The 19002-nt window shown below is 70.7% G+C and carries 19 protein-coding genes and 1 tRNA gene; 9 read left to right on the top strand and 11 right to left on the bottom strand.

Annotation, left to right across the window (positions count from 1 at the left end; all coding sequences use genetic code 11):
- Positions 1-1788, top strand: coding sequence for a thiamine pyrophosphate-requiring protein (locus V6S67_RS02565; RefSeq protein WP_334208749.1), 1788 nt, complete (start codon positions 1-3; stop codon positions 1786-1788).
- Between the two features lie 59 nt (positions 1789-1847).
- On the opposite strand, the gene V6S67_RS02560 is transcribed toward V6S67_RS02565, so the two are convergent.
- From V6S67_RS02560 to V6S67_RS02545, 4 genes are all read right to left on the bottom strand, one after another.
- Positions 1848-2120 (bottom strand): hypothetical protein, encoded by a 273-nt coding sequence (locus V6S67_RS02560; protein WP_334208748.1) that lies wholly within the window; start codon positions 2118-2120, stop codon positions 1848-1850.
- Between the two features lie 131 nt (positions 2121-2251).
- The gene (locus V6S67_RS02555) at positions 2252-3157 is read right to left on the bottom strand and encodes an SDR family oxidoreductase (RefSeq protein WP_334208747.1); all 906 of its coding nucleotides are present in this window, start codon (positions 3155-3157) and stop codon (positions 2252-2254) included.
- A 182-nt stretch (positions 3158-3339) separates the two neighbouring features.
- A complete protein-coding gene (locus V6S67_RS02550; RefSeq protein WP_334208746.1) occupies positions 3340-3720 on the bottom strand; it encodes a hypothetical protein in 381 nt (126 codons plus the stop codon).
- Positions 3721-3761: 41 nt separating this feature from the next.
- Positions 3762-3953 carry a hypothetical protein gene (locus V6S67_RS02545; RefSeq protein WP_334208745.1) on the bottom strand — a complete coding sequence of 64 codons (192 nt, stop codon included), beginning with the start codon at positions 3951-3953 and terminating at the stop codon, positions 3762-3764.
- Positions 3954-4083: 130 nt separating this feature from the next.
- On the opposite strand from V6S67_RS02545, the gene V6S67_RS02540 reads away from it, so the two are divergent.
- Positions 4084-4587: a metallophosphoesterase family protein gene (locus tag V6S67_RS02540; RefSeq protein ID WP_334208744.1), complete on the top strand. Its 504-nt coding sequence runs from the start codon at positions 4084-4086 to the stop codon at positions 4585-4587.
- Positions 4588-4680: 93 nt separating this feature from the next.
- The gene (locus tag V6S67_RS02535; RefSeq protein ID WP_334208743.1) at positions 4681-6006 is read left to right on the top strand and encodes a multidrug effflux MFS transporter; all 1326 of its coding nucleotides are present in this window, start codon (positions 4681-4683) and stop codon (positions 6004-6006) included.
- A gap of 21 nt (positions 6007-6027) precedes the next feature.
- On the opposite strand, the gene V6S67_RS02530 is transcribed toward V6S67_RS02535, so the two are convergent.
- Entirely contained in the window at positions 6028-6939 is a 912-nt protein-coding gene (locus V6S67_RS02530; RefSeq protein ID WP_334208742.1) for a universal stress protein, read from the bottom strand.
- A 323-nt stretch (positions 6940-7262) separates the two neighbouring features.
- Here V6S67_RS02530 and V6S67_RS02525 point away from each other — a divergent pair, with 323 nt between their 5' ends.
- Positions 7263-7934, top strand: coding sequence for a response regulator transcription factor (locus tag V6S67_RS02525; RefSeq protein ID WP_334208741.1), 672 nt, complete (start codon positions 7263-7265; stop codon positions 7932-7934).
- Here the strand turns inward: V6S67_RS02525 and V6S67_RS02520 are convergent.
- The 5 genes from V6S67_RS02520 to V6S67_RS02500 form a co-directional block, all read right to left on the bottom strand.
- Positions 7900-9582, bottom strand: coding sequence for a GAF domain-containing sensor histidine kinase (locus tag V6S67_RS02520; protein ID WP_334208740.1), 1683 nt, complete (start codon positions 9580-9582; stop codon positions 7900-7902). The genes V6S67_RS02525 and V6S67_RS02520 overlap by 35 nt on opposite strands.
- Positions 9583-9815: 233 nt before the next feature.
- Positions 9816-10124: a hypothetical protein gene (locus tag V6S67_RS02515; protein WP_334208739.1), complete on the bottom strand. Its 309-nt coding sequence runs from the start codon at positions 10122-10124 to the stop codon at positions 9816-9818.
- A gap of 26 nt (positions 10125-10150) precedes the next feature.
- Positions 10151-10426, bottom strand: a complete 276-nt coding sequence (locus V6S67_RS02510; RefSeq protein ID WP_334208738.1) for a hypothetical protein — start codon at positions 10424-10426, stop codon at positions 10151-10153.
- 360 nt (positions 10427-10786) lie between these two features.
- Positions 10787-11965 (bottom strand): glutathionylspermidine synthase family protein, encoded by a 1179-nt coding sequence (locus tag V6S67_RS02505; protein ID WP_334208737.1) that lies wholly within the window; start codon positions 11963-11965, stop codon positions 10787-10789.
- Position 11966: 1 nt separating this feature from the next.
- Positions 11967-12359 (bottom strand): tRNA-dihydrouridine synthase, encoded by a 393-nt coding sequence (locus V6S67_RS02500; RefSeq protein ID WP_334208736.1) that lies wholly within the window; start codon positions 12357-12359, stop codon positions 11967-11969.
- Between the two features lie 221 nt (positions 12360-12580).
- Between V6S67_RS02500 and rsgA the strand changes: the two genes are divergently transcribed.
- On the top strand, positions 12581-13630 hold the full coding sequence (gene rsgA / locus V6S67_RS02495) for a ribosome small subunit-dependent GTPase A (RefSeq protein WP_334208735.1): 1050 nt from the start codon (positions 12581-12583) through the stop codon (positions 13628-13630).
- A gap of 34 nt (positions 13631-13664) precedes the next feature.
- On the opposite strand, the gene V6S67_RS02490 is transcribed toward rsgA, so the two are convergent.
- Positions 13665-13741 (bottom strand) — tRNA-Thr (locus V6S67_RS02490).
- A 235-nt stretch (positions 13742-13976) separates the two neighbouring features.
- Here V6S67_RS02490 and V6S67_RS02485 point away from each other — a divergent pair.
- The 4 genes from V6S67_RS02485 to V6S67_RS02470 all read left to right on the top strand — a co-directional run bounded on the left by V6S67_RS02485 (position 13977) and on the right by V6S67_RS02470 (position 18967).
- Positions 13977-15473 carry an alpha,alpha-trehalose-phosphate synthase (UDP-forming) gene (locus tag V6S67_RS02485; protein ID WP_334208734.1) on the top strand — a complete coding sequence of 499 codons (1497 nt, stop codon included), beginning with the start codon at positions 13977-13979 and terminating at the stop codon, positions 15471-15473.
- A complete protein-coding gene (gene otsB / locus V6S67_RS02480; RefSeq protein ID WP_334208733.1) occupies positions 15463-16242 on the top strand; it encodes a trehalose-phosphatase in 780 nt (259 codons plus the stop codon). The genes V6S67_RS02485 and otsB overlap by 11 nt, the downstream gene beginning before the upstream one ends.
- A 133-nt stretch (positions 16243-16375) precedes the next feature.
- Positions 16376-17464, top strand: a complete 1089-nt coding sequence (locus tag V6S67_RS02475) for an ABC transporter ATP-binding protein (protein WP_334208732.1) — start codon at positions 16376-16378, stop codon at positions 17462-17464.
- 141 nt (positions 17465-17605) lie between these two features.
- Complete coding sequence (locus V6S67_RS02470) at positions 17606-18967, top strand: DUF4032 domain-containing protein (RefSeq protein WP_334208731.1); 1362 nt, start codon at positions 17606-17608, stop codon at positions 18965-18967.
- Positions 18968-19002: the final 35 nt, after the last annotated feature.

Here is a 19002-nt window from a genome sequence, read left to right as displayed (position 1 = left end):
GTGGCGGACGGCACCGCAGCCGACTTCGTCGTCGGCCGCCTCGCCGCCTGGCGGGTGGAGAGGATCTTCGGCTACAGCGGCGACGGCATCAACCCCCTGCTCGGCGCGCTGCGCCGGGCAGGGGCGCCTGCGTTCGTCCAGGCGCGCCACGAGGAGGCCGCGGCCTTCATGGCGGTGGCCCACGCCAAGTACACCGGCGGCGTGGGCGTGGTGATGGCGACCCAGGGCCCCGGTGCCGTCCACCTGCTCAACGGCCTGTACGACGCGAGGATGGACAGCGTCCCGGTCGTGGCGATCGTCGGACAGCAGAACCGGACCGTGCTGGGTTCGGGCTACCAGCAGGAGATCGACCTCCCGAACCTGTTCAAGGACGTCGCCGGTTTCCGGCAGCAGGTGGCGAGCCCCGAGCAGCTGCCCATGGTCCTCGACAACGCCTTCAAGGCGGCCCTCGCCACGCGTTCGCCTGCCGTCGTGATCCTGCCGCACGACGTCCAGCAGGCACCCGCGCCCGAGATGCCGCACGAGCACGGCGTGGTGCCCTCGTCGCCGGCATGGTCCCCGGGGCTCCTGTCCCCCCGGGAGACGGATCTGCACGACGCCGCCGCACTGCTCAACGCGGGCCGGAGGGTCGCGCTGCTGGTGGGGCAGGGTGCGGCGCACGCCCAGCAGGAGGTGGTGGCCATCGCAGACCGGCTGGGCGCCGGGATCACCACGAGCCTGCTCGGGAAGCCGTTCGTCGACGAGTCCCTGCCGCACGCCACGGGCACCATGGGCCACCTCGGCACGACCGCGAGCGCGTACCTGATGGACCACTGCGACACGCTGCTCATCATCGGATCCAACGACCCCTGGACCGAGTTCTACCCCGCCCCCGGCCAGGCCCGCGCCGTCCAGATCGACATCGATCCGAAGGCCATCGGCAACCGCTACCCCGTGGAGGTCCCCGTGAACGGTGACGCGGCGGCAACGCTCGCCGCCCTGGCTCCCCTCCTGCACGGACAGCAGGACCACTCGTGGCGCGCGGAGATCGAGGAACAGGTGCAGCAGTGGCACCGGGTCGCGGCCGAGCGCGCCATGACGCCCGCCGTCCCCGTGAACCCGGAGCGCGTCGTGCACGAACTCAGCGCCGTGCTCCCGGACGACGCCCAGGTGGCGATCGACGTCGGTAGCTGTGTCTACTGGTACGCACGCCAGCTGCGGCTGCCGCGCGGCGTACCCGCCCACCTCTCCAGCACGCTCGGCTGCATGGGCGCCGGGGTGCCCTACGGCATCGCCGCGAAACTGGCGCGCCCTGACCGGCCCGTCGTCGTGCTCGCCGGCGACGGCGCCCTGCAGATGGCCGGTCTCGCCGAACTCGTGACGGTGTCCGGGATGTGGCGGGACTGGGCGGATCCCCGCTTCGTCGTGTGTGTCTTCTCGAACGGCGACCTCGCCGAGGTGACCTGGGAGCAGCGCGAGATGGAGGGGGAGCCGCGCTTCGCGGCCAGCCAGGCGCTGCCCGCCGTGGACGTGGCGGCGCACGCCCGGCTCCTCGGCCTCGACGGCATCCGGGTGGACGACCCGGAGAATCTCGCCGGCGCCTGGCGGCAGGCCTTCGCCGCGGACCGCCCGTTCGTCCTCGACGTCGTGACCGACCCGGACGTGCCGCTGCTGCCGCCCTTCCCCGCGGGCGCAGCGAAGCTCGGATCCATGCGGGGTGCCATCGGGCAGGAACCGGCGGGCAGCGCGGCCGGGCTTCTCCAGCGCTACGCGGAGATCGAGGAGGGCACAGGCTCGAGATCGTCCTGAGCGGCCGCACCCGTGGGCCGGATCCTGCGGCTCGGGGCCGGCAGGAGCGGAGGTCCCGCCTAGCGGCGGCGCCTCTGGGCGGCCTGCCGCCCGAGTTCGGCCACGGCGGCCGCGGCGATGACCAGCGAGAGGGCGACGACGGCCAGCATCACGTACAGGAGCACCAGGGTGGTCATCGGTGACGAGGCGCTGTGGAGCACCCGCAGCCCGCCGAACAGTCCGACCGCCCAGAACACCCCGACGCCGAGGAGCGCGTAGGCCGCGCGGCGGTGCCCCCGGTCGAAGCCCATGCTCCGGGCGCACTGCGCCAGGAGGCCCTGCCATTGATTCATAGGTCAACTATTACCGGGCGGCCCTCCGGCCCTGCGCGCCGCGGATATCGTGTCCCTCACATTGACAGCCCTCCGGGGCCGTGCTCGACGGTCCGGCCGCCGGCAGGATCCGGCCTTGCAGTGCAGCAGCCTCAGCGCCCCGGCGTCCGCCGCAGCCAGGGCAGGATCCGCCACCCACCCGTGACGCCCGTGGCATCGAGATCGGGCTGGAACACGTTGCCGGGAGCCTCGGGCATCGAGCCGCGCTTCAGGGCGAGCGCCACGTAGGCCCGGGCGACGACGGGTTCGTAGAGGGCGGGCGCCAGGGCCCTGGCATGGACGAACAGGGACTGGATCCGGCCCACCTGCGTGAGCCGCCGGGGCCTGCGGGAGACCCTGACGATCGCCCGCGCCACACGGACGGGATCGGTGACCGGCGGGAGCGGGCGCACGGGCCGGCCCGTGTAGTTCGCTGCGTGCTGGTGGATCGGGGTGTCGATGGTCGCCGGCAGGACGGCGCAGACGTGGATGTCCGGCGCGCCCCGCAACTCCATGCGCAGCACTTCGAGGAAGCCGAGGAGCCCGAACTTGCTCGTCACGTAGGGGCTCACGAGGGGTGAGGTGATCCGCGAGTAGACGGATGCCACGGAGACCAGGACGCCCCGGCCCTGGTGGCGGAACACCCGCAGTGCTGCGCGGGCCCCGTACACCTGGCCCAGGAGGTTCACGTCGATGAGCCGGTCGAACACCTCCGACGGCGTCTGCTCGAACGTGCCGAAGCTGTAGAGCGAGGCGTTGCCGACCCACACGTCGATGCCGCCGAAGCGCTCGACGGCCGCATCGGCGAGCCGGTCGACGTCGGCCTCGGAGGACACGTCGGTGGGGACGGCGATGGCGGTGGCCCCCCGGCCCCGGCATTCGACCGCGACGGCCTCGAGCGTGCCCTCGTCCCGGCCGGCCAGGACGAGGCGGGCCCCGTCGTCCGCATAGAGGCGCGCCGTCGCCCGTCCGATGCCGCTCGATGCCCCCGTGATCACCACGGTGATGCCTTCGCCCATTCGCCTGCCTCCCGTTCCACCGGCCCGGGCAGTGGCACGGGCTTCCTTCCGAGTCTTCGGGGCCGCCCCCGGATTGTCACGCACTTCTGCGCGCCGCCCACCCCCGGAGCGGCGACGGGCCGACACACGGAAAGGGGGCACCCGTCGAGTGCCCCCTTCCGTGGTCCGGACGCCGGCAGGGCTCAGGAGCCGCGGCGCCGGTCCTTGTCCGTCGTGACGTCGGGATCCACCTCGTCCGCCGCCTGGACATGGTGGGTCACCTTGTCCCGCAACCCCTGGGCGTCGCCCTGCCGTTCCTGGGCCTGCTGCCGGAGCCGCTCCGCCTCGACCTCGGCGCGCTGTGCCTCGGCCTCCGCCATGGAGGCCTTGGCCTCGCGCTCGCGCGCCTCGAGCTCCGTCGCCTTGGCCTGCTCACGCATCTCCGCGGCGCGATGCCTGTCCTTCTCCTGCTGGCGCTGCCGCTGGGCGGTGCCGCGCTTGCGGGCCAGGACCGCCACGACGGCGATGATGGCCAGGAGGACGACGATCCCGACGACGATCCACACCACTTGAGTGGTATCCATTGCTGACTCCTCTGCTCGTCGGCGCCTGGGCGCCGGACCGATTAGCCCCCGAAGCCACCCAGGGCGGGGATCTTGCCCAGCAGGTCCTTGGGGTTGATACCGAACTTCGCAAGGAGGTCCGAGTGCTGCTCCGGGTCCACCTGGTCCGGGAGTTCGGTCTGCGCCTGATCGGCGTGCTCGTGCTTGCCCTGGCTCTTCAGCAGGTCGATGATCTGCGACTTGTCAATCTGCACTGATGCCTCCTCGTAGTCCCGGACGCTATTACTAAGCGTGCTTAGGGAAGCATGGCACAGGGTCCCCCCGATGTCACGGGTGCCCGCCCCGGCTGCGCCCACCCGCGACGGACGCCGGAGAATGGGCTGCATGAACCTCAGCCTGACGCTCCTCGCCGACACCCACCTGCCGAGACGTGCGAGGCACCTCCCGGATCAGGTCTGGGCGGCGGTGGAGTCCGCAGACGTCGTCGTGCATGCCGGGGACTGGACGGAGGCCGCACTGCTGGAGGAACTGGAAACCCGCTCGCACCGGCTCATCGCCTGTTACGGCAACAACGACGGCCCCGACCTCCGGCGCCGGCTGCCCCTCGTCGCGAGGGCGGAGCTCGGCGGCGTCCGCTTCGCCGTCGTACACGAGACCGGCCAGAAGCAGGGTCGCGAGGCACGCATGGCGGCCCTGTACCCCGACGTCGACGTCCTGGTGTTCGGGCACAGCCACATCCCCTGGGACACACGGGCCGACTCCGGGCTGCGGCTCCTCAACCCGGGGTCCCCCACCGACCGCCGCCGCCAGCCGCACTGCACCTACATGACGGCGACCATCACCGAGGGCCGCCTCGACGTCACCACGCACCGGCTGCCACCGCGCTAGCCCGCGTCCGGTCGCGTGTCCAGCGGCCGGCCGTCGACGACACATTCGCAGCGCATCTGTTCGCCCTGTCAACGATCTGCCTAGGGTTTCAGGGTGACTACCGCGAGAACCTCCACGGCCGCGCCCGACCGCCACTCCTCCGTCAAGTGGATCCTGATGCTGGGCGCCCTCGCCGCCCTCCCGGCCATCACCACGGACATGTACCTGCCCTCCCTCCCCGCGGTCGCCGACGACCTCGGGGCGTCGCAGGCCGCGGCGCAGTTCACCATGTCCGGCATGCTCATCGGTGCCGGGGTGGGCCAGCTCGTCATCGGGCCGTTCTCGGACCGGTTCGGGCGGCGCCTGCCCCTGCTCATCGGGATCTCCCTCCACGTGGTGACCTCGATCCTGTGCTCGATGACACCGGATATCGGATCCCTGATCGCCCTGCGCGTGTGCCAGGGGTTCTTCAACGCGGCGGCCTCGGTGGTGGCCATCGCCGTCATCCGGGACCGTTTCGTCGGCTCCGACGCCGCACGGCTGCTCTCGCGCCTCATGCTCGTCATCGGGGTGGCGCCGCTCTTCGCGCCGACCGTCGGGCAGGCCGTCGCGGGCGCCTGGCAGTGGCGGGCGGTGTTCTACGCCCTCGCGCTCATCGGATTCGTCCTCGTCCTGATCGTGTGGCGCTTCATGCCGGAGTCGCTGCCCCGCGGGAAGCGGCGCTCGGGTGACCCGCGCCAGGTCGCAGGCGGGTACCTCGCGCTGCTCCGCGACCGGCACTTCATGGCCCTCGCGGTGATCCCGGGTCTCGGCCTGGCCGTGATCATGAGCTACGTGGTCGGCTCCCCCTTCGTCTTCCAGGACGAGTACGGCCTCACCCAGGGACAGTTCGCCGCCGTGTTCGCGCTCAACGGCGCTGCGATCGTGGGGTCGGCGCAGCTCAACGCGGCCCTGGTCCGGCGCGCCGCACCCATCCGTGTGCTCCGGGTCGCCGTGATCGTGCAGCTCGCGTGCGCGCTGATCCTCCTCGCCCTCGTCCTCACCGGTGTCGGGGGCATCGTCGGGCTCGTCGCGGGCCTGTGGCTGGTCCTCGGCACCCAGGGCCTCATCCCCGCCAATGCCTCCGTGCTCGCCCTGCACGACTACGGGCATATGGCCGGCACGGCCGCCGCCGTCATCGGCGCCCTGCAGTCCGGTGTGGCGGGTCTGGTAAGTCCGCTCGTCGGGCTCCTCGGCGGGAACTCAGTGGCGATGGTCTGCGTGATGCTCGCCGTCGCCCTCCTCACCCTCGTGATCCTGGCGGCCGGCACGCCCGCCTACCGCAGGGGCGGCTGGCGCGAGCGCGACGGCATGGAGCCGGGACCGACCGCGTCCGCCGGGGAGACCGAGGAGCGCGAGGCCGAGCAGGTCGAAGCGCAGGGACCGGACCAGCGCGGCTGAGACCCGCGGCGTCGGGCGACCTCACGGGACGACGCCGACGTTCCCCTTCGCGTGGTGGAGGACCGCGTGGATCGTGGAACCGAGCCTCGTCGGCGTCGAGTGGCTGCCCCGGGCCCCGAGGAAGACGCAGGACGCGTCCGAGGTCCGTTGCACGATGAATCCCGCGGCGGAGGAGCTCGCGGCGGAGTCCTCCGTGACGGTCAGGTCGGTGGTCCCGGCCAGCAGTGCGGCCGCGCGCTCGAGGACCGGGTCCCTGCCCTCGGGAAGCGCTCCGGCCTGCTTGCGGCGGCGCTGCACGTTCACGTGGAGGAGCTGCAGGCGCTTGTGCAGCGTCCGGGCGACATCAGCGGCCGTGGCCGCCGCCCTGTCGCTCGCAGGTGATCCGTCCACGGCGACCACGACGGTGCCGTGGGTGGGTCGCGCGTCCCGCACGACCATGACCGGGCACGAGGCACTCGCGGCGAGGTGGAGGCTGACCGACCCGATCAGCAGCTCCGCGAAGCCCCCGAGCCCTCGTGTCCCTGTCACCAGGAGGGACGCTTCCGCGGAGAGTCTCACGAGGGCCTCGGAGGGGAACCCGACGACGAGGCGCGTGCGGACGAGGAGGTCCGGCTCCGCCCGGGTGGCGAGGGCCTGCCCTTCGGCCATGAGCCTCTCGGCCTCCCTGCGCAACCCGCTGTCCTGCACTCCCTGCACCGGACCGAGATCGCGGGTGAAGAACGGCCACGTCCAGCAGTGCACGACGACGAGGGGCAGCTGCGCGGCGACCGCGTACCGGGATGCCCACAGGACGGCCCGCTTCGCGCCGTCGGACCCGTCGTAGCCGACGATCACGGGTCGGCGCGGGTCAGTACCGCCGATGTCGCCGGTCGTATCACCGGTCATGTCACCGGTCGTGTCCTCGGTGATCCCGCCGGTCGTATCGCCGGTCATGCCACCAGTCGTTTCGCCGGTCCCGTCGCCGGTCGTGTCCTGGGTCATGCCGATTGACCGGTTCGGAGGGTCAGGCTTCTCCCGGTCGGGAAGGCAGGATCCATGACGATTGCTCCTCTGTCTCGTGCGGTGCTGCACCCGGTGTCCCGGGCGGTGGTTCCGGACACGGTCCTCCATGATGACTCCGGCACGTCCCGTCGGGTAGGGCCGAACGGCCCGATGGAAAGGCCCTTCGGCCCTCCCCACCCTGCCCCGAAGGGACCATGATGGTCACCAAGGGGCCTGCTCGCGCAGGCACAGGGTGTTGAGGCGGAGGAGACGACATGTCCGGCATCGAGCGCGACACGCCCCGGCGACAGGTCTCGGTGTTCATCCTCGACGACCACGAGCTGGTGCGCCGCGGGCTGCGTGAACTGCTCGAGGACGAGGGCTTCGTGATCGTCGGCGAGTCAGGGTCGGCGGAGGAGGCCGTCCGGTGGATCCCGGCCCTCAGCCCGGATGTGTCCATCCTCGACGCACGGCTGCCGGACGGCGGCGGGATCGAGGTGTGCCGCGACGTCCGTTCGGTGGATCCGTCGCTCGCCTGCGTGATCCTCACGAGCTACGACGACGACCAGGCGCTGCGCGGTGCGATCCTCGCCGGCGCCACGGGGTACATCCTCAAGGAGATCCTCGGATCGGACCTCGTCGAGAAGGTGCGCCTCGCCGCCGAGGGGCGGTCCCTCTTCGAGGAAGGGGTCCGCGAGCGCATCGTCGCCGGGCTCGCCGACCCTTCCTTGGAGGACCCGCGCCTGGCCGCGCTCACGGGCCAGGAGAAGCGGGTCCTGGACCTGATCGGCGCCGGGCTGACGAACAGGGAGATCGGCGCCGAGCTGTTCCTCGCCGAGAAGACCGTCAAGAACTACGTGTCGTCACTGCTGTCGAAGCTGGGGTTCCAGCGGCGCACGCAGGCGGCGGTCTTCATCTCCAGCCCGGAGCGTTCTCCGTCTGCCTGAGGTCGACTGGTATCACGAGATGGATGCGGGTGCCGTGGCCGGGGGTGCTCGTGATGGAGAGGGTGCCGCCGCAGAGCTCCGCGCGACGCCTCATGTTCACGAGTCCGCTGGCACGGTCGGGTTCCGTGAAGCCGCGGCCGTCGTCGTCGATCGAGAGGTCGAGGGCCCCGTCGGCGACGCCGAGCGTGATGGTGATGAGCCGGGCGTCGGCATGCCGGAGGGCGTTGGAGAGCCCCTCGAGGATGATGGCCCTCAGGTGGTCCGCACGTTCCCCGTCCACGAACGAGTCCAGTGGGCCGGAGAGGTGGAGGACCGGCTCGAGGTCGTGGCCGTCGAAGGCGTCGGCCACGAGGGAGAACACCGTGGACGTGAAGCTCGGGGCCGCCTGCGGGACGGACCTGAGGGAGTAGATCGTGTCGCGCAGCTCCCGGATGGTCGCGTCGAGCTCCGTCGTGACGGCGGAGATGCGGTCCAGTGCATGGGTATCCGACGTGTATTTCCGCAGGGTCTGGATGCTCAGGCCCGCGGCGAACAGGCGCTGGATGACGACGTCGTGGAGGTCCCGCGCGATGCGGTCGCGATCGCCGAACACGGCCTCCTGCTCGCGCCGGCGGTGGGCGCGCAGCAGTTCGAGTGCCAGCGACACATGGGAGGTGAAGGAGCGCAGCATCTCGCGGTCGGCCTCGGAGAACGCGACGGCGCCCGGCGCCCGGCCGATGACGAGGAAGTGCCGTTCGCCGTTGCCCGGGAGCCTGCAGCACAGGGCGGCGTCGATGTTCTCCGCGGCTGCGTCGGGTAGGACCAGGGCGAGGTCCGCTCCGGTGATCAGGGCGGGCGGTGAGGTCGCCAGGAGCTCCCGCAGGAGGGGGCCTCCCCGCACGTGGCGCCCCAGGTGCGTCCCGGCTCCGCACCCGTCGGCGGCCTCGCAGATGAGGCCGCGATGGTGCCCGAGGTCGCGCAGCACGATCACGAGGGAGCTCTGCGACGCGCGCAGCGCATGCTGGGCCACCACCTCGAGATCGCTGTGGGCCCCGATGTGCCGTCCGAGCAGTTCACGCGCGGCATCGAGCCCGCCCTCGAGCCAGCGGGCCCTGCGCGTCGATTCGTCGAAGAGCCGTGAGTTCTCGATCGCGATGCCCGCCGCGGAGGCGAGGGCGACGACGAGCTGCTCGTCCGCATCGGAGAAGGCTGCTCCCCCGCGCTTCTCCGTCAGGTAGAGATTGCCGAACACCCTGTCGTGGACCCGGATGGGCACCCCCAGGAACGAGGTCATCTGTGGGTGTTGGTCGGGGAAACCGTACGCGAGGGGATGCCGGCGCAGATCGGCGAGGCGTACCGGCTTCGGGTCGGTGATGAGGAGCCCCAACACCCCGTGGCCTCGGGGCAGCGGGCCGATACTCCTCTTCTCGTCGTCGTCCAGGCCCACCGTGATGAAGGGACCGAGCATCCCGTCGGGGCCGATGACGCCCAGCGCCCCGAACCGGGCGTCGACCAGCTCGCACGCGGCGGAGACCACCCGCTCGAGGACGGTGTCGAGGTCGAGATCGTCCGCGACGGCGGCGAAGGCCGAGAGGAGGTTCTCGATACCCGTGGCGGTGGAGGACTGCACCCGTGATCCCGGGGGCAGGTAGTGCGGTCGTATATCCACAGAACGTTCCGTCCTGTTGCCCGGGGCTCGCCCCGACTCGGTGGGGTTCGGCCATCCGTGGCCGCTAGGACCGGTCATCCAGATCCCTGCGACGGGCCTCGTGAACCCTCCCGCAGGTGCGCAGCGCTGTATCGTCTCGCGCTATGGAAGCCGAGACTACACCCATGGGATTCATCCGGACCCTCCCGGGGGTCAGGAGTTCGGCGGGCAGCGCCACGCGGGTCCCGGCGGCCTCAGCTCCCGGGGCCGATCACGCGCAGCCGTAGACCCATGGCGGCCGGCATCCCGGGTGCCAGCCGGGACACGAAGGAGGCCGCCTCGAGGTCCTTCTGGATCGAGTCCCAGGCCTCGGCCTCGCCGAGATCGAGCGTGACGTCGGTCGCGGGCGCCAGGCTGGCGGCCCGTCGGACCACCAGATCCAGGCCGTGCACGTTGACCGGCGAGACGCAGCCGTGGACGATGATCCGGATGCTGTTGACGTCCGGATCGGCCCTGACGAGCACCTTGAGCTTCTGCCGCGCGGCGGACGGATGCACCGCCATCGACCGTTCCTGGGGAGTGCCTCGGGTCATCGGTCGACGGCCTCCGCGTGCTCGGCGCCGCGGACCCCGGACGGTGCGCCCGGGCCATGGCCCGCCATGCTCTCGCGCCGTCGGTCCTTGAGGAAGTCCAGGTCCTCCTCGGACAGGATGTGCTCCCCATGACCGTCGGTCTCCAGGGACGTCCCCGTCGCCGCCTCCACCCGGTTCACGAGCGTCCGGGGCAGCATGAGGCAGCCCGGGTTGGCCAGCAGCCATTGCTGCACGGTGGGGTCGATCCTGGTCCAGAGTGTGTTCAGGGTCATGATGGGATCCTCCTCGAACCTCAGGGGCGCTGCTCTCCGCGCGCTGTGCGCGATGCGACGTCGTCGTGCCCCCATCCCATGTCAGAGCCCCGATGCTGGCTAGGGTCGAAAGTCCCGTCCGAGCCCCCTACCGCAAGCGCAGGTCCAGTACCCTCCTCCTCTGGACAGGCGCAGGGTGGGTGCCGGTACCATGCGCTTCCTCGTCGACGGGACCCCCGGTGGTGCGGCGGAGCATCACCTGCACCCTGCTGGGCGTCTTCGACTTCCCGGGCACGCCGCACCCTGCCGGTCCGCTGCGGCGACCTGCGGCGCTGACGGTCCGCGAGGTCGGCTCGGGCCCCCGGACGGGGTCCGAGGGGGTCACCCAGGGGTGACGGGAGCGGGGGCGTTGATGATGTTGGGCACGAACCGGCAGAAGTAGTCGGTGATGTAGCCGTCGGATTCCCGGATACCGACGCCGACGCTCTCGCCGTCGACCACCCAGCACCCGAGCACGGGCCGGTTGCCGTCCATGGACGGCAACGGGTGCCATGCCTGGTAGCACCACCCCTCCGCCCCGTAATCACCGGGCTGCTCGATCTCGATGCCGTGCGCGTGGACGCGGATGTTGTCTCCCTCGCGCCCGTGCAGCGGCTTGGCCACCCATTCGGACAGTTCGCGCGGCGAGTCGAGGTAGGCGGGCAGCAGGTTCGGATGGTCGGGGTACAGATGCCACAGCGCCGCGAGCAGGGCCTTGGTCGAGAGCAGCATCTTCCACGCCGGTTCGATCCACCGGGTCGACGTGGGCCAGGCCAGGACGTGCCTGCCGAAGTCCTCCTTGATCATCAGCTCCCACGGGTAGAGCTTGAACATGGTGGAGATGGGCTGGTTCCCCAGGTCGACGAACAGCTTGCTGGCGGCATCCCAGCCGATGTCGCTCATGTTGATCCCGACCGTGGTCCAGCCGCCCTGCATCGCTACGTCGCGCATGTACGCGGCCGTCATCCAGTCCTCCCCGGACGGTTCGACCTCCGTGTGCGCGACGTGCAGCGTGGTCAGCCCGGACGCGGCGTACAACTTCTGCCACGAGGCGACGAGGGCCTCGTGGATACCGTTCCACTGGTCGTTACCGGGCCGAACGTCCTGCAGCCAGTAGTACTGGGCCAGGGAGGCCTCGATGAGGCCGGTCGGCGTATCCGCGTTGTACTCCAGGAGCTTGGCGGGCCCGTGGCCGTCGTAGGCGAGGTCGAACCGCCCGTAGACCGCGGGGTCGGACGTGGCGAGGGATTCCGCGGCGAGGCGCAGCGCATCACGACCGATGCCGATGGTGCCCATCGCGCCCGTGGCGAGATAACGGGCGGCCTCGAGCGACATCCGGTGCAGCTCCTCGGTGACGTTCTCGAGGGCCTCCACCTCGCTCATCTCGAACTCGTAGTAGGCGTCCTCGTGCCAGTACTCGATGGCGCCGCGGTCGGGCGTGATGGTGGTGGAGTAGATGAGCCCGACGCTCTCGATCTTCTCCCGCCAGTCCGGCCGGCGGGTGGACGCTCGTCGCCTCACGTCAGCCGCCCGTGGTGCCGTTGCTGCTGCCGAACCCGCCGCGCGACACGGACGACGCCCCGTCGGGGCTGACGCCCGCCCTGGAGGTCGCCCCCGACGGGACGGAGGTCGTGCCACCGGAGAGGCCGGCACCGACCGCGGGGATGCTCCGGCGGCCGGCCCCCATCGCGAGGAAGTACCAGCCGTACAGCCCGGAGGAGACCCCCTGCTCGCTGCAGCGGTTGTCCTCGGCCCGCTCCTCGGTGGTGCGGTCCTGGCACACCTTGGCGTAGTCCGCGTCGATCACCTCGCCCTCGGGGGAGCAGCCGGTCAGCAGGGCGCTGGCGAGCAGTGCGGTCACACCGAGGGCGACGCCGGAACTGCGGCGGGCCCGGGCGCCGGAAGTGGGGCTCATGCACCCATTTTCTCATGCGGACCGCCACGCGGCTCTGGTCACCCCGCCCGGACGGAATTACCATGTGTTTGTCCTCCGGCCACCGGGCCGGGAGGGTCCCGAGGAGGTGGAGTCATGAAGGTCAGTGTCGTTGCGCTGCGCGCCGCCCACTCCATCGACCCCGCCTCCCCGACGACACCGCCCTAGCGTGCCGTGGGAGGCCTCCCCTCAGAGGACCCACGTTGAACACTCTCGAGCAGTACGGCTTCACCGACCGCATCGGCGGTCTCTTCTCCTTCCACTTCCCCGGTCCGATCAGCACGGAGCCGGCGCGCGTGATCCGCTCGGACCGCGGCCGCGTGCTGGTCGCGTCGCGGCACGGCATCCTCCATCTCGACGGCGGGAGCACACTCGTCACCGGCGACTGGGCTGCGGTCCGGCCCGAGGGGACCGTGATCGGGTGCCTGCCCCGGTCCTCCCTCCTCCGGCGCAAGCGGGCGTACGACCCCCTGTCCGAGGCGCAGGTCCTCGGCGCGAACATCGACCTGCTCGGGGTGGTGGTCCCCCTCGACCGGCCGCTCTCGACGAACCGGCTGGAACGGACCCTCGTCGCGGCCTGGGATTCGGGCGCCGTGCCGATCGTCGTCCTGACGAAGGCCGATCTCAGTACCCGGTTCAACGACGTCGTCGCCGAGACCGTGCAGCGCGCCCGCGGCGTGGAGGTGCTCACGACGTCCGCGGAGGACCTGGACGGCCTCGAGGAACTGCGCGGAAGGATCGGCGCCGGGCAGACCCTGGCCCTGCTCGGTCCCTCCGGCGCCGGCAAGTCGAGCCTGATCAACGCCCTGGTGGGCGATCCCCGCCGGGACACCGGCGAGGTCCGGGCCGGGGACGCGAGGGGCCGGCACACGACGACGGCGCGCGAGCTGGTACCCCTCGGCGATGGTGCGGTGGTGATGGACACGCCGGGACTGCGCGGCTTCGCCCTGTGGGACGCCGAGGCGGGTCTGTCCGAGGTGTTCGGGGACATCGAGGAGCTGTTCGGGGGCTGCCGCTTCCGCGACTGCGCGCACGGCAGCGAACCGGGGTGCGCCGTGCAGGCCGCCATCGGGTCGGGGGCGCTGGAGGAGCGGCGCTGGCTGAGCTACCGGAAGATGGAGCGCGAGCTCGCGAGCCTCCACCGGAGACAGGACGCCGTCGAACAGCGCCGCCACGAGCGGTCGTTCCAGCGGGTGGCCCGTGAGGCGGCCCTGGCGAAGGACCACAGGAACCGTTTCAGGGAGGGCCGGTGAGATCGGCGCCGACGGCCGGGGCGGGCGGGTCCGATGGAGCCCCCTGTCGGATTCGAACCGACGACCCCCGCTTTACAAGAGCGGTGCTCTGGCCAACTGAGCTAAGGAGGCGTGCCGGCCCGGGCCGGCGGGCGTCGTCGTCCCCGAGCCGGACCGGCGGGCAGGAGGGGACGCTGAGCGCTCGTTAAGGGTAGCCCAGCACCAGCACCGCGGGAAATCAGCTGCCCACGGCTCCGGGAGGGCGGAACGGCAGGCACTACGGCAGCGACTTCTCCCGGGCCCTGGAAGACGCCGATACGCCGACGGAGCGAACCGATAGAGTCGGTTCCGAGACCACACCAATGCGATGGAGCCAGTTTTGAGCGCAGCACAACCTTCGACCACACCGGGCGTCACGCCACCGGCCGCACCCGAGGGACAGTTCGGTGACTTCGACTTCATCGTGGTGTCCAATCGGCTCGCCGTCGATCGCGTCGTCGACGAGCACGGCGAGAGCGCGTGGCGCCGGTCCCCGGGCGGCCTCGTGACCGCCCTGGCGCCCGTGATGGCGAAGGCCGATGGCGCCTGGGTCGGCTGGCACGGCGCGCCGGACGAGACACTCGAGCCCTTCGACGAGTCGAACATGCGCCTCGTGCCCGTACCGCTCAGCGCCGAGGAGGTGGAGCTCTACTACGAGGGCTTCTCGAACGCCACCCTCTGGCCCCTGTACCACGACGTCATCGCCTCCCCGGAGTTCCACCGCACCTGGTGGGACTCCTACCGGAGGGTCAACGAGCGGTTCGCGGTGGCGACGGCGTCCGTCGCCGCCGAGGGCGCCACGGTGTGGGTGCAGGACTACCAGTTGCAGCTGGTGCCCAAGATGCTGCGGGAGGCGCGTCCGGACCTGAAGATCGGCTTCTTCAACCACATCCCCTTCCCCCCGCTGGAGATCTACGCCCAGCTGCCCTGGCGCCGCCAGGTCATCGAGGGCCTCCTCGGCGCCGATCTCATCGGCTTCCAGCGCCCGAGCGACGCCAGCAACTTCCTCCGCTGCGTGCGCCGGTTCAAGGGCTACACCATCAAATCCCAGCAGGTGTACGTGCCGGCCGACGAGGCGACCCCCGCCTACGTCTCCCGCGCCGAGGCGTTCCCCATCTCGATCGACACGGCGTCCATCACGGAACTGGCGCACCGCCCGGACGTCATCGAACGGTCCCGGGAGATCCGGCGTGAGCTGGGCGACCCCCAGCACATCCTGCTCGGCGTCGACCGCCTCGACTACACCAAGGGCATCGGGCACCGGCTCAAGGCCTACGGCGAACTGCTCGAGGACGGCGCCATCACCGTCGAGGACGCCGCCCTCATCCAGGTGGCCAGCCCGAGCCGCGAGCGCGTGGAACAGTACCGACTCCTCCGCGAGGACATCGAGGGCGCCGTGGGCCGCATCAACGGCACCCACGACACCATGAAGAACACGGCCATCCGCTACCTGCACCACAGCTACCCGGTCGAGGAGATGGTGGCTCTGTACCTCGCCGCCGACGTCATGCTCGTCACGGCGCTGCGCGACGGCATGAACCTCGTCGCCAAGGAGTACGTCGCCGCCCGCACCGGCAACACCGGCATGCTCGTCCTCAGCGAGTTCGCGGGCGCCGCGGACACGCTGCGGCAGGCGATCCTCGTGAACCCGCACGACATCGACGGCCTGAAGGCCGCGATCGTCTCGGCCATCTCCATGCCGAAGGTCGAGGCCATGCGACGCATGCGGCTCATGCGCCGCCAGGTGGTCCAGAACGACGTCGAACGCTGGTCGCAGGCGTTCCTCAACGCCCTCCAGTCCGGAAGCCCCACCCATGGCGATTGACCCGGAGCTGCACGCCGCTCTCCGCGCCCTCGCCGCCACACCGCACCTGCTCGTGGCACTGGACTTCGACGGCACCCTCGCCCCGCTCGTCGAGCGGGCGGAGGACGCGCGGGCCCTCCCCGCATCGGCCGCGGCGGTCCGCGCCCTGGCGGCGCTGCCCGCGACGACGACGGCGCTGATCTCGGGACGTGCCCTCGACAGCCTCCGGGCCGTCGCGGACCCTCCCCCGGAGACCATGCTGATCGGCAGCCACGGGGCGGAGACATGGACCGGCCCGGACGGCGCACCCCTCGCGCTGACACCTGACCAGGAGGACCTGCGGGCCCGGGCCGTCGACATCGTCGAGCGGACGGTCGACGCACACGAGGGGACCCGCGTGGAATACAAGCCTGCCGGCGTGGTCCTCCACACCAGGACGGCCACGGACGACGTCGCCGAGGCCGCCGTCGCGTCCGCCCGCGCCGCACTGGAGCGGCTGGAAGGCCTGAGCGTCACCGATGGCAAGCGCGTCCTCGAGATCGCGGTGGTCGAGGCGGACAAGGGGCAGGGCCTGAGCCTCCTCCGTCGTCTGACGGGCGCGACGGGTGTGCTCTTCGCGGGTGACGACGTCACCGACGAGAACGCCCAGCGCACGCTGGGCCCGGACGACCTCGGCATCAGGATCGGCTCCGGGCCGACCGCCGCCCGTTTCACCGTGGCCACGCCGGAGGACTTCTCGGCGGTGCTGCATGAACTCGTCGCCCTACGGGAACCGGGTGCACGCAGCTAGGGAACGTGTCATACTACGGGAGCGTGGCCCCGAGCCACCGGTACTGCTGGCCGACCGCGCACCACAACTGAATAATCTTCCATTCACTACGGATCGTCGGGCACGTACCTGCCCGTGAAAAGGAACCAACACCATGGCAACGGTAACGTTTGACCAGGCCACGCGCCTGTACCCGGGCACCGAGAAGCCCGCCGTCGACAAGCTCGACATCGACATCGCCGACGGCGAATTCCTCGTCCTCGTAGGACCCTCCGGTTGCGGCAAGTCCACCTCCCTGCGCATGCTCGCCGGGCTGGAGGACGTGAACTCCGGACGCATCCTCATCGGCGACCGCGACGTCACCGACGTCCCCCCGAAGGATCGCGACATCGCGATGGTCTTCCAGAACTACGCCCTCTACCCCCACATGTCGGTCGCCGACAACATGGGCTTCGCCCTGAAGATCGCGGGCGTCTCCAAGGAGGAGCGTGCGGAGCGCGTCCGCGAGGCCGCCAAGCTCCTCGACCTCGAGGACTACCTGGACCGCAAGCCGAAGGCCCTCTCCGGTGGCCAGCGTCAGCGTGTCGCCATGGGCCGCGCCATCGTGCGTAACCCGCAGGTGTTCCTCATGGACGAGCCCCTGTCCAACCTCGATGCCAAGCTCCGCGTGCAGACCCGTACGCAGATCGCATCGCTGACCCGCCGCCTCGGCGTCACGACGGTCTACGTCACGCACGACCAGGTCGAGGCCATGACGATGGGTGACCGCGTCGCGGTCCTGAAGGACGGCATCCTCCAGCAGGTCGACACCCCCCGCAACCTCTACGAGCGTCCCAAGAACGTCTTCGTGGCCGGCTTCATCGGCTCACCCGCCATGAACCTCCTCGAACTGCCCGTCGCCGACGGCGGTGTCATCTTCGGTGGCATCGTCTACCCGGTCCCCGGCAGCGTCCTGGACGCCGCAGCGGGCAACACCGTCACGCTGGGTGTCCGTCCCGAGGACCTCGTCGTCTCCGCGACCGGTGAAGGACTGCCGGTCGAGGTCGACGTCGTCGAGGAACTCGGCGCCGACGCCTACATCTACGGCCACACCACGCTCGACGGCAAGGACCACGACATGGTGGTCCGCGTCGACGGTCGCCGTCCTCCGATGAAGGGCGACACCGTGTTCGTCCGCCCCGAGCAGGGCCACGTGCACCTGTTCGACACCACCAGCGGACTCCGCCTGGCCGAGACGGTCTAGTCCTACCGGACTCAGCACCACGCACGACGACGGTGGCGTCCACCGGGCACCCTCCTCTGGGGCTCGGCGGGCGCCACCGCCGCGTTAACGGCATCTACGCTTGATGCAGGCCCTTTCCCGCCCCGACACGGAGGCAGCACCATGACCGAGACCTCGAACGCCCAGTGGCATGACGAGCCGACCGACTACGACCAGACGGGCAAACTGCCGAGACTGCGTCCCGCGTCGGCGGAGACCCCGAACCTCGGGTCGCTGAACATCACCGCGGCGGCCACCGATCCCGAACTCCTCGACCTCCCCTGGCACGTCGCCCTGGAGCAGTGGCCCGCCAGCGCCCTCGCCGCCCTCCCCCGCGGGATCTCACGGCACATCGTGCGCTTCGCGCACCTCGGCGGATCCGTGATCGCCGTCAAGGAGACCAGCGAACACGTCGCACGGCACGAGTACCACATGCTCCGGAAGCTGCAGCGGCTGGACGTGCCCTGCGTGGAGCCCGTCGCCGTCATCTCCGGCCGCACCACCCCCGAGGGCGACGAGCTCGACCCCGTCCTCGTCACCCGGCACCTGAAGTTCTCGCTCCCCTACCGGGCGCTGTTCTCCCAGACCCTCCGTCGTGACACGCTGACCCGCCTCATCGACGCACAGGCGCTGCTCCTGGTCCGCCTCCACCTGATCGGGTTCTACTGGGGCGACGTGTCCCTCTCCAACACCCTGTTCCGACGCGACGCGGGATCCTTCGCCGCATACCTGGTCGACGCCGAGACCGGCGAGCTGTACCCCGAGCTCTCCACCGGGCAACGCGAGTACGACCTCGAGATCGCCCGCGTCAACATCGCCGGCGAGCTGATGGACCTCGCCGAGGGCGGCCTGATCGAGGAGAAGGTGGACCCGCTGGCGACGAGCGAGCTCATCATGGACAGCTACCGCCGCCTCTGGACCGAGCTCACGGAGAAGGAGTCCTTCGAACTCGGCGAACGCTGGCGCGTCGGGGCCCGCATCCGACGCCTCAACGAGCTCGGCTTCGACGTCGAGGAGTACGCCATCAAGACGGCGGCCAACGGCACCCAGATCCAGCTCCAGCCCAAGGTCGTCGATGCAGGGCACCACAGCCGGCGCCTCCTCCGGCTGACCGGACTCGACGCACAGGAGAACCAGGCCCGGCGGCTCCTGAACGACATGGACGCCTACCGTGCGGACAGCAACCCGTCGCTCGACGAGGAGTTCAGCGCACACCTCTGGGTGAACGAGGTCTTCGAGCCGATCGTACGGGCCGTCCCGCGCGAGCTGGGCGGGAAGCTCGAGCCCGCCCAGGTGGTGCACGAGGTGCTGGAGCACCGGTGGTACATGTCGGAACGCCAGGACAGGAATGTCCCTCTGGCGGAGGCCGTGCAGTCCTACCTGGATGACGAGCTTCGGCACCGGCGCGACGAGGCGGCCATCATGCTGACGGCCGATGCCAGGACGATCGGCATCGACGAGGACTCGGAGTACAACGACAACTAGCCCTGACAGCGAAAGGGACCGGCAGCCGATGGCTG

Origin of the sequence: Arthrobacter sp. Soc17.1.1.1, assembly GCF_036867195.1 — a bacterium.
In the GTDB taxonomy this organism is placed as follows: domain Bacteria; phylum Actinomycetota; class Actinomycetes; order Actinomycetales; family Micrococcaceae; genus Arthrobacter_D.
Note: the sequence above shows the minus strand (reverse complement) of the source record. Positions and strands in the feature narration are given on the sequence as shown.

Bases quoted from the DNA above. Each gene is read 5' to 3' on its own strand.
- otsB (WP_334208733.1), top strand. From the start codon at position 15,463: ATGGCGATTGACCCGGAGCTGCACGCCGCTCTCCGCGCCCTCGCCGCC.
- V6S67_RS02485 (WP_334208734.1), top strand. From the start codon at position 13,977: ATGGAGCCAGTTTTGAGCGCAGCACAACCTTCGACCACACCGGGCGTC.
- V6S67_RS02560 (WP_334208748.1), bottom strand. From the start codon at position 2,120: ATGAATCAATGGCAGGGCCTCCTGGCGCAGTGCGCCCGGAGCATGGGC.
- V6S67_RS02510 (WP_334208738.1), bottom strand. From the start codon at position 10,426: ATGACCCTGAACACACTCTGGACCAGGATCGACCCCACCGTGCAGCAA.
- V6S67_RS02550 (WP_334208746.1), bottom strand. From the start codon at position 3,720: ATGGATACCACTCAAGTGGTGTGGATCGTCGTCGGGATCGTCGTCCTC.
- V6S67_RS02470 (WP_334208731.1), top strand. From the start codon at position 17,606: ATGACCGAGACCTCGAACGCCCAGTGGCATGACGAGCCGACCGACTAC.
- V6S67_RS02500 (WP_334208736.1), bottom strand. From the start codon at position 12,359: ATGAGCCCCACTTCCGGCGCCCGGGCCCGCCGCAGTTCCGGCGTCGCC.
- V6S67_RS02555 (WP_334208747.1), bottom strand. From the start codon at position 3,157: ATGGGCGAAGGCATCACCGTGGTGATCACGGGGGCATCGAGCGGCATC.
- V6S67_RS02475 (WP_334208732.1), top strand. From the start codon at position 16,376: ATGGCAACGGTAACGTTTGACCAGGCCACGCGCCTGTACCCGGGCACC.
- V6S67_RS02525 (WP_334208741.1), top strand. From the start codon at position 7,263: ATGTCCGGCATCGAGCGCGACACGCCCCGGCGACAGGTCTCGGTGTTC.
- V6S67_RS02515 (WP_334208739.1), bottom strand. From the start codon at position 10,124: ATGGCGGTGCATCCGTCCGCCGCGCGGCAGAAGCTCAAGGTGCTCGTC.
- V6S67_RS02540 (WP_334208744.1), top strand. From the start codon at position 4,084: ATGAACCTCAGCCTGACGCTCCTCGCCGACACCCACCTGCCGAGACGT.
- V6S67_RS02530 (WP_334208742.1), bottom strand. From the start codon at position 6,939: ATGACCGGCGATACGACCGGCGGGATCACCGAGGACACGACCGGTGAC.